This is a genomic window from Colwellia sp. MT41 (assembly GCF_001444365.1).
Taxonomy (GTDB): domain Bacteria; phylum Pseudomonadota; class Gammaproteobacteria; order Enterobacterales; family Alteromonadaceae; genus Colwellia; species Colwellia marinimaniae.
Genome location: NZ_CP013145.1, coordinates 328,167 through 343,507 on the forward strand (window position 1 = coordinate 328,167; position 15,341 = coordinate 343,507).

Annotated in this window: 13 protein-coding genes; 11 read left to right on the forward strand and 2 right to left on the reverse strand. The window is 39.1% G+C overall.

Features of this window, described 5'->3' with window-relative positions; genetic code table 11:
• Positions 1 to 89 precede the first annotated feature (89 nt).
• The 3 genes from prsT (at position 90) to ltrA (ending at position 5,858) form a co-directional block, all read left to right on the forward strand.
• On the forward strand, positions 90 to 2,879 hold the full coding sequence (gene prsT / locus CMT41_RS01410; RefSeq protein ID WP_058026149.1) for an XrtA/PEP-CTERM system TPR-repeat protein PrsT: 2,790 nt from the start codon (positions 90 to 92) through the stop codon (positions 2,877 to 2,879).
• 199 nt (positions 2,880 to 3,078) lie between these two features.
• On the forward strand, positions 3,079 to 3,723 hold the full coding sequence (locus CMT41_RS01415) for a PEP-CTERM sorting domain-containing protein (RefSeq protein WP_058026150.1): 645 nt from the start codon (positions 3,079 to 3,081) through the stop codon (positions 3,721 to 3,723).
• Positions 3,724 to 4,646: 923 nt separating this feature from the next.
• On the forward strand, positions 4,647 to 5,858 hold the full coding sequence (gene ltrA / locus CMT41_RS01420) for a group II intron reverse transcriptase/maturase (protein WP_232299993.1): 1,212 nt from the start codon (positions 4,647 to 4,649) through the stop codon (positions 5,856 to 5,858).
• A 344-nt stretch (positions 5,859 to 6,202) separates the two neighbouring features.
• Here ltrA and CMT41_RS01425 read toward each other — a convergent pair whose 3' ends face one another.
• Positions 6,203 to 6,505, reverse strand: coding sequence for a c-type cytochrome (locus CMT41_RS01425; protein WP_057179390.1), 303 nt, complete (start codon positions 6,503 to 6,505; stop codon positions 6,203 to 6,205).
• A 203-nt stretch (positions 6,506 to 6,708) separates the two neighbouring features.
• On the opposite strand from CMT41_RS01425, the gene CMT41_RS18890 reads away from it, so the two are divergent.
• From CMT41_RS18890 to CMT41_RS01450, 6 genes are all read left to right on the forward strand, one after another.
• On the forward strand, positions 6,709 to 6,867 hold the full coding sequence (locus tag CMT41_RS18890) for a hypothetical protein (RefSeq protein ID WP_157447780.1): 159 nt from the start codon (positions 6,709 to 6,711) through the stop codon (positions 6,865 to 6,867).
• A gap of 28 nt (positions 6,868 to 6,895) precedes the next feature.
• Complete coding sequence (locus tag CMT41_RS01430; RefSeq protein ID WP_057179391.1) at positions 6,896 to 7,375, forward strand: DUF523 domain-containing protein; 480 nt, start codon at positions 6,896 to 6,898, stop codon at positions 7,373 to 7,375.
• 139 nt (positions 7,376 to 7,514) lie between these two features.
• Positions 7,515 to 8,003, forward strand: a complete 489-nt coding sequence (locus CMT41_RS01435) for a DUF4442 domain-containing protein (protein WP_057179392.1) — start codon at positions 7,515 to 7,517, stop codon at positions 8,001 to 8,003.
• A gap of 92 nt (positions 8,004 to 8,095) precedes the next feature.
• Positions 8,096 to 11,023 (forward strand): hypothetical protein, encoded by a 2,928-nt coding sequence (locus CMT41_RS01440; RefSeq protein WP_058026152.1) that lies wholly within the window; start codon positions 8,096 to 8,098, stop codon positions 11,021 to 11,023.
• A 62-nt stretch (positions 11,024 to 11,085) separates the two neighbouring features.
• The gene (locus CMT41_RS01445) at positions 11,086 to 11,271 is read left to right on the forward strand and encodes a DUF1289 domain-containing protein (protein ID WP_057179417.1); all 186 of its coding nucleotides are present in this window, start codon (positions 11,086 to 11,088) and stop codon (positions 11,269 to 11,271) included.
• A 75-nt stretch (positions 11,272 to 11,346) separates the two neighbouring features.
• The gene (locus tag CMT41_RS01450) at positions 11,347 to 11,868 is read left to right on the forward strand and encodes a hypothetical protein (RefSeq protein ID WP_232299994.1); all 522 of its coding nucleotides are present in this window, start codon (positions 11,347 to 11,349) and stop codon (positions 11,866 to 11,868) included.
• Between the two features lie 46 nt (positions 11,869 to 11,914).
• Here the strand turns inward: CMT41_RS01450 and queG are convergent, their stop codons facing one another.
• On the reverse strand, positions 11,915 to 13,117 hold the full coding sequence (gene queG / locus CMT41_RS01455) for a tRNA epoxyqueuosine(34) reductase QueG (RefSeq protein ID WP_058026153.1): 1,203 nt from the start codon (positions 13,115 to 13,117) through the stop codon (positions 11,915 to 11,917).
• Between the two features lie 60 nt (positions 13,118 to 13,177).
• Between queG and CMT41_RS01460 the strand changes: the two genes are divergently transcribed.
• Together CMT41_RS01460 and tsaE are read left to right on the forward strand one after the other, a co-directional pair.
• Positions 13,178 to 14,785 carry a bifunctional ADP-dependent NAD(P)H-hydrate dehydratase/NAD(P)H-hydrate epimerase gene (locus CMT41_RS01460; RefSeq protein WP_058026154.1) on the forward strand — a complete coding sequence of 536 codons (1,608 nt, stop codon included), beginning with the start codon at positions 13,178 to 13,180 and terminating at the stop codon, positions 14,783 to 14,785.
• Positions 14,786 to 14,835: 50 nt separating this feature from the next.
• Positions 14,836 to 15,324, forward strand: coding sequence for a tRNA (adenosine(37)-N6)-threonylcarbamoyltransferase complex ATPase subunit type 1 TsaE (gene tsaE / locus CMT41_RS01465; RefSeq protein ID WP_058026155.1), 489 nt, complete (start codon positions 14,836 to 14,838; stop codon positions 15,322 to 15,324).
• Positions 15,325 to 15,341: the final 17 nt, after the last annotated feature.

Below are 15,341 nucleotides of genomic sequence, written 5' to 3' on the forward strand. Positions count from 1 at the left end.
ATTTTATTGTTACCAGTATATTGGCTGATTTATCAATCTATTCTACGGTAACTGAACCGTTCGGTTCGAATTTCATAAAGGATTTTTTCATGAATAAAATAATGATAACATCAGCATTAGCCTTGGCGCTTAATCTGAGTGCTTGTAGTGAGCAAAAAACGGCTGAACAATTGATGGCCAGTGCCAATGCGTTTAGCCAGCAAGGAAAATATGCCACGGCTATTATAGATTATAAAAATGCGGTGCGATTAGCGCCTAAAGATGCGGATGCTAGATTAGGGTTGGGCAAAGCATACCTGAATCAAGGTAATTATATTAGTGCAGAAAAAGAATTAGATAGGGCGGTACAGCTTGGCGCAAGCTTTAGCCAAACAGCGGCCTTACTTGCGCAAGTAAAAACACGATTAGATAAATTTTCTGACGTTGAACAATTGGTCAAAGCAAGTGAAGATCTTAATGATAATGACTATATAGTGATTTTGACTTTTGCTGGCATGAGTGCCTTAGCAGAGGGAGAAGTAACTAAAGCACAGGATTACTTTGCTCAAGCGGCCGCGATTAATCAAAATGAAGCTTTTAGTCAACTGGCTAGTGTTTATTTACTCTATAGTGAAAGAAAGTTTGCTGAAGGTCTAGCGCAGATCAATACCTTGTTAGCAACAGATGGAGATTTTGTCGAAGCCTTGTTATTACAAGGCTATTTGTATTTTGCCGCAAAAGATTTTGAGCAAGCAAGCCAGGCTTTTACTCGCTACTTAACTGCTTACCCACTTGATCATAATATAAAGTTTTTCCAAGTGAATACCTTAATCAAAGCTGAAAAATTTGACCAGGCTAATGTGCTTACGGATAAATTATTAAAACACTTTAAACAATCACCACTTGCCTTGCAATATAAGTCGCAGATTGAATTCCACCATGGCAATTATATGGCTGCTAGGGGGTATGCGAGCCAAGCCGTAGGTTATGATGAAAGTTTTGTGGTCGCTAAAATGGTTGCCGGAGTTAGCTCATATAAGCTGGATGAGTTAGAGCAGGCTTATGATTATTTAATTGCTTTAGAGGGTATGTTACCGATAACCCACCCCATTAATGTCATTTTGTTATCAATTAAAATTAAACTCGGTCATACCGATGATTTAGTCTCGTCTGTATCTAGACTAAATGCCTTACAAAATAGTGAAAGTGATGCTGATTTATTACACATAACCAGTTTAGAATTAATGAAAATTGGTGATTATACCAATGCCCAGTTATTGCTAAACAAAGCAGGTCAAGTTTCGCCTAACAACGCTAGAATTAAAGTAAACCAAGGAGCACTTCTACTTAGCCAAGGAGACTTGTCTGGTATTAAGTCATTAGAACAAGCGATCAGTATTGATCCCAGCTTACATGAAACTGAGTTTGCATTGGCACGCCAGTATATTCAAGGGGATGAAATTAGTAAGGCACAGGTTATTGCAACCAAATGGTTAGCGAGTGACGAATATCAAGTATCGGGTAATGTTTTATCTGGCTTGATTGCTTCTAATCAAGAGAAAGTGACTGAAGCCGAAGCATATTTTAATAAGGCACTAGCACTAGACGAAAATAATATTAGTGCTCTTTATAGTTTAGCCGCAGTATATGAGTTTAAAAAACAAACAGAGGGTGCCATCGAGGGTTATGAGAAGGTAATAGAATTAAACCCTAATCATCATAATGCTATTCGCCGCTATGGTGTTTTACAAACCAAAAATGAAAATACAGTAATTGCCATTTCTTTCTTAAGTGCCTTACATGATCAAAATAAACTAAATGGTAATACTCATAAAAACCTTGTTATCGGTTTAGCACAAAACTTACGCGTTAATAATCAGCTACCTGCTGCTATTAAGTTGTTAGAAAGCATTCAAAATGAAAAAAACTTACCATCTCGTTATTGGATAATATTAGCAAACAGTTACACATATAATCAGCAAGATGATTATGCATTAGCTACCTATAAAAAGGCAGTGAAAGTGTCCCCTAATAGCTACATTCTTCGGGTTGGTTATATTAGCGCATTAGAAAAATTAAAAAAATATGGCAACGCGTTGGTAATAGCTAAACAAGCTAATAAAGATTTCCCTCATGATAATAATCTAATGACAACATTGGCGTATTTAGAGCTTGAAAATAATAATAAAAAAGCAGCTAAAAATCAGTTGGAGTTGTTAAAAGAAAAAGGTATTTCAAATTTTTTAATGATTGCTACTGAAGCAAAAATTGCCATGATAGAGAAGGATTATGAACAAGCCATCAACTTATATGGTGAAACGTATAAAAAGATGCCAAATGCCAACAATGTGGTTAACTTAGCGAGAGCGTTGCAATTTTCTCAGCAAGGGGATGAAGCTGAAAAGGCGCTAGAAAGTCATTTAACTAAGAATGCTAATGATAACAAAGTAAGAATGTTACTAGCGGAGCTGTATGGTACTAATAATGTAGATAAAAATAAATCAACCAAAATTATCTCTACCTACCTAGATATGATAAAGGTTCAACCAGATAACATTGCCGCATTAAATAACCTAGCTTGGATAGAATATCAAATTAATGATCTTGTTAATGCACAGCTGCATATTGAACAAGCTCTTGCTATAGCCCCAAATGAAATATTCTTACAAGAAAGCTATGGTGTGATTTTAGTAGCTAATAAAAATTATCAACAAGCTATTGAGGTGTTGATCGCTGCAGATAAAAGCGGCTCAGTAGACGTTAATGCTAAAGTTGCCTTAGCGGAAGCTTATATTGCAACTAAACAACCGGAAGTAGCCAAGGACGTGTTGCTTGGCTTAAGTGCCCATGATAGTGAATTAAATATCAAAATAGCGAAATTGAAAAAGCTTGTTGAATAGCCGATGATTGAATTGAAAGTGAGATAAGTTTGTTGTCAGGAAATTTTACACTCTGTTATTTTCTTGTTAACCGCATAAAATGCGCCATTGTTTATCTATTGATTTTTAAGGGGAAATTAAATAAATATCAAGTTGGCACAACAAGTGCTTTAGTGCTGTTAGAATTACACATTAAACCGAATATCTAAAAGGAAATTTCATGAATTTATTAAAAACTTTTGCAGCAACAGCAGCAATCGCGTTAGCAAGCTTCGGTGCATCTGCATCACCAGTTTCTTCAGGTGGTATTACTTGGGATCCTGATTATGTTGGTAGTCATTCGAATTTTACCTATGGTCAAGACTTTATTGCTAGCGGACTTTACCAGCAAGTAGATGAGAATGGCGTAGTTTCTGGTAAAGGTGTCATAGCTTCATTTAATGGTAAGTCTGGAGGCGAATACTGTACAGTGGTTAATACCTGTGTACTTACATTTGAGTATTCAGATTTATTAAATGGTGGCAATTTAGATTTTATTGTGAATAATACGGTTACAGGTACTAGTAGTTTATGGTTAAGATTACAAGCTGATACAGCTACTCATTCAGCTGATGCCGATTCAGTTGATTATGATGTTTTTTTCAACGCAGTAGATATCGCTGGTACAGTTTACAGTAACTTTAATACCAACACTATGAAAGGTGGCACTGATGTAGCTGTTATTTCAGCTGCTTTTTCTTCAGGTATAAATACAAATATTGGTAGTGCTACTTTTGCTGGTGATTCAATCCCAGAGCCTACTTCAATTGCTCTTTTCGGTTTAGCTCTTATGGGTTTAGCTGGCGCAGCACGTCGTAAAGTTTAATATTGCTTAATGACTTAAATATTAAATGATTTAACTATCAACTAATATTTAGCGAGAAAACCTCCTGTTGGAGGTTTTTTTATGTTTGCCCAGCGAAGCTGGCAAACCCGACAGGCTGAAAGAAGCCTGATCACCCTGACTAAGGGGAAGATAATCTGAATGGCAAGGGCGTTATTGGCTAACGATAGGGTCTGAAGGAAGCCATAGGAAGATAGATGTACACAACTAACCGTAACCTGTTTCGGCGGTATTGGTGGGTAAGCGTCCATAATAGCGCGAAGCCCTATTCTTAGTCAGACCAATGCTGTGCTTGAGGGTGGCATATCTATCGGGGAGCTAGTGCAGTAACTGGGGAAGCCTTGCATTGTATCCAATCAAAATGATTTGATCAAAAATGGTTGGACGTATTGTTCAAGAGGTGACTCAAGAATTTTGCGAGTGTGAGGTGGCAGATGAACCCGTAGTAGTGAGTAAGGCTAGGCCGATGACAGCCAGTAATGGTGTGGAGGATAAAACCAAGCCGACTATCAGCATTGTGTTTGATAGGGTCAATTTGAGTTAAAAGCTTTCATTGATTGCGAAGGGGGGAAGTGATTTATAAATCACTCAAGAATAGTGGGATTTGTATCGGGTCTACGAGTTGTCTAATAAGGCAAGGTCTCCTTAATTTGCTAAGGGTGAAATCAAGGCTGAGAATGGAACTGGACACGGGGAGTAATTATTTCTCTTTACTAGAGGCAAAATAAAGGCGGTTAAGTACATTGCAATAATAGAGAATAAAATTTCTCTCGCTAGAAGGCTTACCGCGATAATGAAACAAACCTAACCGATGTAAAGGAAGCTAATCCCAAGTGATGTGAGACAGTAATTTGAGAGTACATTTTAGTCTTTATGGACGCATGTTATCACTGCAAGCGCTTTATATGGCTTACAAACAAGTGAAAAAGAATCGAGGCGCTGCCGGTATTGACGGACAGAGTATCGATGATTTCACCCAAAATTTGGAAAAAGAACTCAACCAATTATTGCTTGAACTGCAAGAAAAGCGCTATCAAGCGCAACCAGTAAAACGTGTTGAAATCGACAAAGACGATGGCGGCAAACGCTTACTGGGCATTCCAACGGTTCGAGACCGAATTGTTCAACAATGTTTATCGACTATCATGACACCGATATTTGACCCGCACTTTCATCCATCAAGTTATGGCTATCGTGTGGGGCGAAGCTGTCATCAAGCGATCAGCAAAGCGACGTTATTTATACGCAGGTATAACAAGCGTCACGTTGTTGATATGGATTTGTCGAAATGTTTTGACATACTCGACCACGAGTTAATTTTAAAATTCGTAAGAAAGCGCATCACAGACGGCAGTATATTAAACTTGATAAAACAGTTTCTCAACAGTGGTGTAATGGTAGGCTCAACGTTTGAAAGTAGTGAACTTGGTAGTCCACAAGGAGGCGTTATTAGTCCGCTATTATCAAACATCTATTTAGATGAATTTGACCAAGAAATGATGAGCAGGCAGCACAGGATAGTGCGGTATGCGGATGACATCTTGATTTTCTGCACCTCAAAAGCAGGGGCAGAGAACGCATTAAAAGTAGCGAGCCACTATCTAGAAGTAACACTGAAACTTAAAATAAATGAGCGTAAGACCCATATAGCACATAGCGACACGGGGATAAAATTCTTAGGAGTGATAATTGGCAGCAATTACACCCGTATTCAAGAAAAGAAACTCAACAACTTCAAAGTAAAAGTGAAGCAACTCACCAAGCGTAATGGAGCAGGTAATTTAGTGACAGTGCTAAAAAGACTCAACCCAGTGCTAAGAGGTTTTGTAAATTACTTTAAGATAGCGAATATAAGCTCAATTTTACAACAACTGTCGGCTTGGCTCAGGCGACGATTAAGGGCTGTACAACTGAGGTTGTGGAAAAAGCCGATGAAATTACATCGGCGATTAAAGCAGTTAAAGTTCAAGCCACCCTTTAAGTTTATCAAGATGAACTCATGGCGAAGTGCCAAGAGTCCACTAGCAAACTACGCAATGCCAAACAAATGGTTTAAAGAAATCGGCTTATATCAGATAGATGAAGTGAAGACAGGAGTTCTTGCTTCTTATTATTAGCTTGATGAGAAATAGTAAATTGCATGAGCCGTATACAAGGTCCGTACGTACGGTTCTGTGAGAGGGATGAGGCATGAGCCTCACCCTACTCGATGCCTGAAATAAAGCTAATTGAAACACCGATATTGTTAACGTATGAGTTGAAGTAACTACAATTTATCAACTGGCAGGGTATGGGTAACTATGAATTGCTAAGACTAATATTTTAAATGAAGTTGAAATTGGAGAATTTTCGATATTCTTCAGAATGAACTACTAAATGTCACCTACAAAAAAGCCCCAGTTTAATTAAGTTAAACTGGGGCTTTTTACAGGACTTTTACCAGATTTGAAAAAGTGAAAGCTTATTTCAGGTTAGCGTAGTAAGCCGCTAAGTTCTCTATATCAGTAGCAGAAAGCGCCATAACCATACCTTTCATAACTGGGTCATTACGTTTGCCTGATTTAAAGTCGGTAAGTTGCTTAACAAGGTAAGCTTCTTTTTGACCGGCTAAGTTAGGATAAGTTGGTACTGCAGAAATACCGGCAGGTCCGTGACAAGCCGCGCACATCATTGATTTTGCTTTACCCGCTGCTGCGTCGCCAGCAAATACAGGAGATGCCATCATAACTGTTGCTGTTGCCACAGCAAGCATAAGTTTATTCATAGTTTCACTCTCTTTGGTTCAAAGGTATTTGTAACCAAGGTAAAATGCTAGCATGATACTTGAGTTACAAAGATAAAATTCTGTCTTGAGTATATGAAAATTAGACTAACTTGTCGTGGATTTTTTTTATCAAACTCTCTGATTAACATCAAACTTTCATCGTATAATTAGCTATATACGATCAGATAATAGAGTGCTTCATTGTGTTCCCTTTAACAAGGTCACAGAGTATTAAGTTGTTTTCATGGCAAGCAAAGCATCTAAGCGTTAATTTTGAAAATGACGGCTACCAAGAATACATTGCCGCTGATCGAGAAAAACTTGCTTCTCTTGGCGAGATAGCAAAAATACCGAATATTTAGCTAAGCTGCACTCGGCATGAGGTAAGTAATGGCCAGCAACAAACAATGTTTTGATAAGATTTTGATCAGTGCCTGCTTTCTAGGTGAAAGAGTACGCTATAACGGCGAAGTAAAAGCTTTAGCAAGTCAATTGCTAAGCCAATGGCAATCTCAAGGCCGGTTAATTTCCGTATGCCCTGAGGTTATATCAGGTTTACCTGTGCCAAGGCCGCCAGCAGAAATAAACCCAAAAACACTGCAAGTGATTACCATTGATTCAGTTGATGTCAGTCAACAATTTTCACAAGGAGCTCAGCAAGCTTTAAGGTTATGCCAGCAGCATAATATTCGTTTTGCCTTACTAAAAGAATCGAGTCCATCCTGTGGTAGCAATACCATTTATGATGGTTCCTTTAGTCAGCAAAAGATTGTTGGCGAAGGTATTACTACCAAGCTACTGCGCCAGCATGGCATTCAGGTGTTTTCCGAGTTTTACCTTAAGCAACTGCAGGGGTTATTAGACCAGTAAGTTTTACTCTTGCTGCCACGGTTAATTTGATTTTGAGCTTGTGGATCATAGCTAGCAGTTGAATATAATAATTTACTTGCAGGTCTGACCAGTATGGATAACAATGCCAATATCAATTAATTTATGAAAGACTCTACTTATGGCTAACCAGTTTAATAATATAGTATCAAAAATCAACTCAGCCCCTAGCTTTATGCGTTCATTTCTTTTAACAAAGTTATTCACCAGCAAAGTTAAATTTGCCGGGACCAGTGGTATTAAGATTATTGAGATCACTAAGCATAAAACTCAGTTGTCTTTAGCTAATAAAAAAAATGTGCAAAATCATATTGGTGGCATACATGCAATCGCTGCCGCGGTGTTAGCAGAGTCAGCAACGGGTATTGTTTTTGGTATGAATGTACCTAACTCAAAGTTACCATTATTAAAGTCAATGCAAGTAAATTATCAACGACGTATGCAAGGTAGTTTAACTGCTGTGGCGCAATTAACTGCTGAGCAGATTGAACTCATTGAACGTGAGGATAAAGGTAGTGTCTTGGTGCCTGTAACCATTAAGGATGAATCGGGACAAACACCGATAGAGTGTCAGATGGAATGGGCATGGGTCAGTAAAAAAAAGCGTTAAAAAAGACTAAACAAAAGTAGCAAAGCTTAATGTCTTACTAGGCTATATGGTATAAAATATCGTTCAATGGAGCTGAACTATGTTGATGAATAATGACTACCAATAAAACGGATAAAAATACTAACAACTTACCGGGTAAGCAAGTACTTGAGCAAGATAGTAAAATAGCTAATAAGTCATTTTATCAATATTTCACCGTGTATTTTTTGGCCATATTCTTGCTTGTTGTGGCCGCATTATCTTCTGCACTATGGTTTGCATCTCAACAAGCTAAACAATCCCATGCGTTAATAACGGAACAGCTACTACCATTACAAAATCAGTTTTTACAACTAACCTACCTGATCAACGCGAATAAGCTTATTGATGAAATATTGCTAAACGCTAATGCAGATAAATTAATGCCCTTGCAACAACAACTTTCTTTGCAAAGTAAAAAGTTGTCCTTATTACAATCTCAGTATAAAAATACTTACCAACAATGGTTTTCCAAAAATAATGTTGTCACGAATCTCATTACCCGCATTGAAGCTAGCCAACCAAGTAATACCCGCTTAAAAAATAAAACTTTAATTCAACTTGATACCTTACTTGATGCCCTAGCAATTCAATTAACTAATCAATACCTTGACTCTCATCAAGTACAATTATTATCGAAAGTAGAAAAGCAATTAACCAGCATAGTTACTATGCTAATGCCCTTGAATTTACAAACTTCGCTTGGGGTATTCGAGCAGTTACGCCAGAAAGTAGATGAAATCTTTGTTACTGATTATGCCAAGAAAATAGCGAATCAGCCGGGTGAGAGGCAGAGTTTGGCCGATATTGTTCGAGATCTTATTCGTTTTGAAGACCTAATTTTAACCGCGGGTTTGTTGGTAAAGTGGCAAGGCTCTTTACGCTTAATGGCTGACTATCAGCAACAACTCGTCTCCCAGCAGCAACAACTACACCGTATTCTTGCTAGCGTCTTAGCTAATCCAGTAATTAATCATAATGTAAGTGCAGATATAGACGTTATCACGAACAAGCAATTATCCATATGGCAGTTATGCGTATTTATTGCTAGCTTAGCGAGCATTTTTGTCTTGCTGTGTTTAGTTCGAATAAAAATCAAGCTGGTTAACCAATACAGTGTCAACTGTATTGGTCGCGCCTTAGATGGTGCGCAGTTGCCCATAAATGATAGCAGCAACGCTATGGCGTTTAATAAATATCGCTTTGCTACTGAGGAAACTGAGCAACTGATAAAGAAAATACAACAAATAAAGGCTAGTAATTATAGCGAGATAGAGTATCTAGCACTGAGTGATAAAAATCAGCAACTTGAAGAGTTAATTGTTAATAATAAGGCTACACAAGAGCAATTAAAGCTCGAATTAGCGCTGAATAAGGTTAAGACTTCGCAAGATTATCAAATACAAATATTGCTTGAACAACAACGTGGTAAAACTCTGTACTCAACCGTTATAAAACAATTAGTACTATTAGGCAGTAGCGCCACCATTCACACTAGCAGTGAACATGAGCCTGGTGCGGAAGAAAATTATTTGTATCATGCTCACCAGCAAGGGCGAGACCTAGTTCGAAAGTTAAGACAAGCTAGTTGTTATCGTTACTGGCAAAGTAGTGACGCGGTACTGACCTTGAGCGATGTCAATCTGGTTGCTCTAATTCAGGCTGTTTTATTTAATCTAGAGAATAAGTTATTACTCGATAAAAACACCTTACGACTGAATCTTGATAAAAATATTATTGCTGAAGTAAACCTAGATGCAGAACTCTTTGTCGAGATGTTTCGCATTTTTATCCGCCTGTTATTTTCCCAGAAAACAGAGAGTGAATTAGCGCTAAACTTGCGCTTAGTCGATAAAAATAATGGCCAAGAGGAAATATGTTTTACCGGTCATGTCAATGCTACTGGTGAAATTAGGCAACTGCCGCCAGTACTGCAAAGCTTTAATGATGAAAGCGCCGAGCAAAGTGAAATTGGTGAGTATTTTAATAGCTTATTACGCTACCAGCATGGTCATAATGTCAGTGCAAATTTAACTGAGCAAGGTTATCAGCTCAGTTTCACTCTGCCGTTAGCGGTTACCAACAGTAAACAGCAAGAAAGTCATCCGATATTGTCATTACCCGGGTATGTAACAGGTATTGAACAAGCTTGTACAGCCTTAGCCGCTAAATATATTGCTATGCCTATAGAGGTGTTGCTGGCGGTAAAAAGTCCTAATAAATATCAACGTTTGCAACAATTGTTGCAAGCTATGGGCTTACAAACGACTTTTGTTAGTTGCGAATTGATGTTACAAGAAAATTGGCAAAGTGGTCGCTTTGCTGTGTTGTTGACAGAAATCAACTGTCAGGCTTTTACCCATTTTATGGTGGACGAAGGTGACAAAACCTCGGAAAATCTTGCCTTAAAGAGAGGCGTTTTTAGCTTGGACAGCTCAGTTGTTTTAGCTAATAAAACTGAGGCTTATGCTCACTGGCTTGTTGGTGAGTTAACTGCCAACAGTAGTATCGATGACTTAATTATCGCCATGCAACCTTGGCTCAACGAGCAGGTCAGTGACGCATTCAGTAGCAACAATAAAAGCCAAGTAATACCGGTTAAAAGCTTTGCCTTTAGCGACCAACAAGCTGAAAGTACTTTGTCAGCGACAATGGCCGATTCGCCAAGTTTTAATTTTGACCGTTATGTGCAACATCAAGGCACGGCTGAGATAGCGCTTTATATGCTAGAGGAATATACCGCAGAAAATAGCGAATTAGTGGCGCAATTAAGTCAAGCCTTTACCATGAACGATGATAAAAACGTTGCACTAGCTATTCAAGCCTTAGGGGTTAACGGTAAAATACTTGCGGCAGAATATTTATTGCAACTATGTCAGCGTTGGCAGACCTTGCTAAGTAATCAAGAATTAGATAACAGTGCGCAAAGACAAATTAATCTATTAAGTAAAACTAAACAAGCGGTGCAAGCGATCAGTCAAGATGCAGAGGCCATCGCTTAGTAATATTTTTATCATAAAGTAATCAAATCAAAAGGAACATTGTGAGTAATAATAAGCAAATAATGTTAACAGACAGCCCATGTATTAGAAATTGCTGCTTAGATGGTGATGATATTTGTTTGGGTTGTTTTCGGCACATTGATGAGATAGTGGCTTGGCGTAGTTATTCCACGCAAGATAAACACCACGTTGTTGAGCTATGTCAACAAAGGCGAGAAAGTAGTGAAGCTAAGCCTGAGAGTACATGATAGCTTGTCTAGTATGTCTTGGTGGTATTAGCCTGGTAAGTTGAAGATATAATCAAATTTAAATAAGGACTTTTTGTGATTAATAAGAAAACCCTCAAAGCAATGCTCAGCTTTACTGAGAGCCAACACCCTGCTCCTAGCTTTATCGTCATCTATATGATTACTTGGCTTGCTTGGCATAATCAGTTATTTACGCATTTTATTAATGCTCAGGGGGACTTTTTTACTAAAGTGGCCGCCGCTTTGTCTTCTATTGACGATAATCAATATATTGTCGTGTTTCTGCTTACCGGTTTAATTTTTATTGTTCGCCTTGCTGTGAATTATTTAAGCTTTAAATCTAAGCAGCTATTAAATTCGGCCGATGATGATTTCGTCAATGCGAGAGACGAGCAAAAATATGCTAAAAACAATGATATTACTAATTTGATGGCTACATTGACAAAAACTCAACAGCAATTGGTTGAGAGTAGAGCACGTGAGCAGAAAGTAACGGCGGAGAAGAATAATGCCATTAAAAAGTTTTTGACTGTTCAACATGCATTAGATGAAGCCAGAGCGGATATCGAGATGCTAAATAACAGCAAGGTTAGTTAATCTTAGTTAAGGTGACTAAATAGCTGTTAACCTTTAAACGGTAGCTCTAAGCATCTCTAGTTAGGCCTTTCTCGACAGAGCGGATCAAGCGTAGTGTTAATCTATGGTTTTTCTCTTGCTCAGCGGCAGTTTTCTCCGAGAGCATTTTTTTATTACTCTGCTGTGCTAATGCCCAGTTAATATGTTCTACCACGAGTTCACTGGCCTTAGCGCGTTTTTCAGTTAAGGCCTTAACAACCTCATCACTATAGGGGGCATTGCCTAATGCCACGGCAATATTACGTAGCCAACTTTGAAAGCCAATACGCCTGATAGGCGAGCCCTGTAAGGTGTTAAGAAAATACTCTTCTGTCCACGCGAATAACTCCAGCAAACTGATATCATCGAGATTATTTCTCGCTTGAAAGTCATCAATAAGGCTGAGTTTGGCGTATTTATTCCATGGACAAATTAATTGGCAATCATCACAACCATAAATACGATTACCCATTAATGGCCGCAACTCTTCGGGGATGGCGTCGGGTGATTCAATGGTAAAATAAGAAATACAGCGCCGTGCATCAACCGTATAGGGCGCTACTATGGCTTTAGTTGGGCAAATTTTAATGCAGGCGACACAGCTGCCGCAGTCATTAATCTTAGTTTGTGTTTCAATGGCTTTAATGGCCGCAGCGCTATATTCATTGTTGCTAACGGGTAACGGGATATCAACAAATAATTCACCCAGAAAAAACCAAGACCCCGCTTCTTTATTGATTAAGAGGGTATGTTTACCAGCCCAACCCAATCCGGCCTTTTCGGCTAAAGGCCTTTCCATTACTGGCGCTGAATCTACAAAGGGTCGGCAATTAAAATCACTGCAGTGCTCGGCTATTTTCTTGCCTAATTGCTGCAAGCGTTTGCGCATTAATTTATGATAATCGCGGCCAAGGGCATAGCGGCTAATATAGGCCTTGTTCTTATCTTTGAGTACGCTAGCAAACTTAGCATTTTGTGGCAGATAATCTAAGCGTACACTGATGACTCTAATGGTACCTGGCACTAGTTCCGCCGGTCGAGCACGCATTAAACCATGGCGGGCCATATAATCCATATTGCCGTGGTAGTTATTAGCCAACCAACGCTCTAGTACACTTTCATGAGCTGTTAGATCAATATCACTGATGCCTAAATCAGAAAAGCCTAGTTCTTTACCCCAGCACTTGATTTTTTCTGCTAATTCTTGATAGTTAATAAGAGACATTGTCATACAAATAAAGTCAGCTTTAGCTCGATTGTTGAACCATAGATTAAGGGTAAGATTATCACCATGAAATTACTGGTAAGTTTATCACAAAAGCCGCCCATGACGTCAGTGTATAGTGCGGAGCAAGTATTGAATCATGAAGCTAGAATTGCGCTTAGTCAAGACATAGCAAGCTATGATCTTATGAACAGTGCCGGTGCAGCCGTTTTTACCCAGCTATTGAAAAGCTGGCCGAAAGCCGAGCATATACTAGTACTGTGTGGTAAAGGCAATAATGGCGGCGATGGTTTTATTGTTGCGCAATTAGCCCACAAAAAAAATATAAAGCTCAGTGTTTTACTTAGCTGCGCTGTTAGTCAGCTAAAAGCAGATGCTCTGCTAGCTTATCAAGCAATGATTGCTGCAGGCGCTGTGTTACTTATTGATAAGGTGGAGGAACGTAATAACGCTAAGAGCTTAGCTTGCATCGATAGCTTTACCGGTGAGGTCATCGTTGATGCGTTATTTGGTATCGGTTTTACCGGTCAGCTTAAACCCAGTTTGCAACGGCTGGTATTGAGTATTAATCATCATACCGCCAAGGTCATTAGTATTGATCTACCTTCAGGACTTTGTGCCACCACAGGGCAAGTGCATGGGGCAAACCGAGATATTCAAGCCATTATTGCGGATGTTACCTTAACATTTATCGTTTATAAGCAAGGCTTGTTAACCGGAAAAGCAGCCAATTTTGTCGGTACGTTACTACTAGCCCCTCTAGCATTGAATAACGCCTTTACTAGGCGGGTGAAAACTAATCATTATTACAGTCAATATAAACAACCCTTGAACTTAGCCAAGCGCTTGCCTGCCAGCCATAAAGGCATTAGTGGCTTATTATTAGCCGTAGGCGGAGGGCTGGGAATGCCAGGGGCAATTCGCCTTGCCAGTGAAGCCGCTTTACGTTGTGGCGCGGGTTTAGTTGCCGTCAGTTGTCACGCAAGTAATCAAGCAATTATCATGTACGGCCGACCTGAATTGATGTTAGCGCCAACAACCGCAGAGTTATTGGACAATTCAGCGCCACTGCATCAGGCGAAAACTTATCTTATTGGTCCAGGTCTAGGACATGATAATGAGGCAGAGCAACTATTTACATTACTCTGTGCAACGAGTCAGGCAACTAAGAAAAACATCATCCTCGATGCCGATGCTTTAATATGGCTAAGCAAGACTAAGTTAAGCAATACTAGGTTAAGTAAGATGAAACAACATTATCATCATTGGGTATTAACACCACACCCGAAAGAGGCTGCGGCTTTGTTACACTGTGACATTGCTAGCATAGAAGCCGATCGTTTTGCTGCTGTCAGTGCTATTGCCAAACAATATGGAGGTGTTTGTTTACTTAAAGGCGCGGGGTCATTAATCTCTGATGGTGAACAAATTGTTATCAATAACTCAGGTAATGCCGGTATGGCATCAGGTGGTATGGGTGATGTATTAAGTGGCATTATTAGTGCGTTAGTGCTGCAAAGTGATGATGTTTTTTCGGCAACATGTTTGGCAGCCTATATTCATGGCGCGGCAGCTGATATTATAGCCAATAATAATGGTCAACGTGGTTTGTTAGCCAGTGATTTATTTGTACCCTTACAGCACTTGCTTAATGGTAAAATACCCAGTCATTAACGTCACACTAGTTGTCGCAGCAATAGCCTTAATAAAGATAGAAAAGCAAAATGAAAGAATTAGAATATTTTTTAGCTGATGAAGCAGCTACCATTGCCATTGGTGCTGGGCTGGCGCAAGTACTTAAAAGTACAGCCGTTCAGCAAGCGTTAGTCGTTTACCTTAATGGTGATTTAGGTGCGGGTAAAACCACGCTGACTCGAGGCTTTGTCCGAGGTATGGGCCATCAAGGCAATGTAAAAAGCCCGACTTACACCTTAGTTGAACCTTATGAGCTGGCAAACTGGCGAATATTCCATTTTGACTTGTATCGTCTTGCTGATGCGGAAGAATTAGAATATATGGGCATTAGGGATTATTTTAATGATGATTGCTGCTGTTTTATTGAATGGCCAGAAAAAGGCACAGGGCTATTGGCTAAAGCAGATATAATCATTAATATAGCTTACCAAGATGAACAAAGAATCATCAAGTTGCAAGCAGAGTCAACTCACGGCGAACAAGTGATGACGGCACTGGCAGATATTATAAAGTTATAAAACAGTTGGGGTTAATT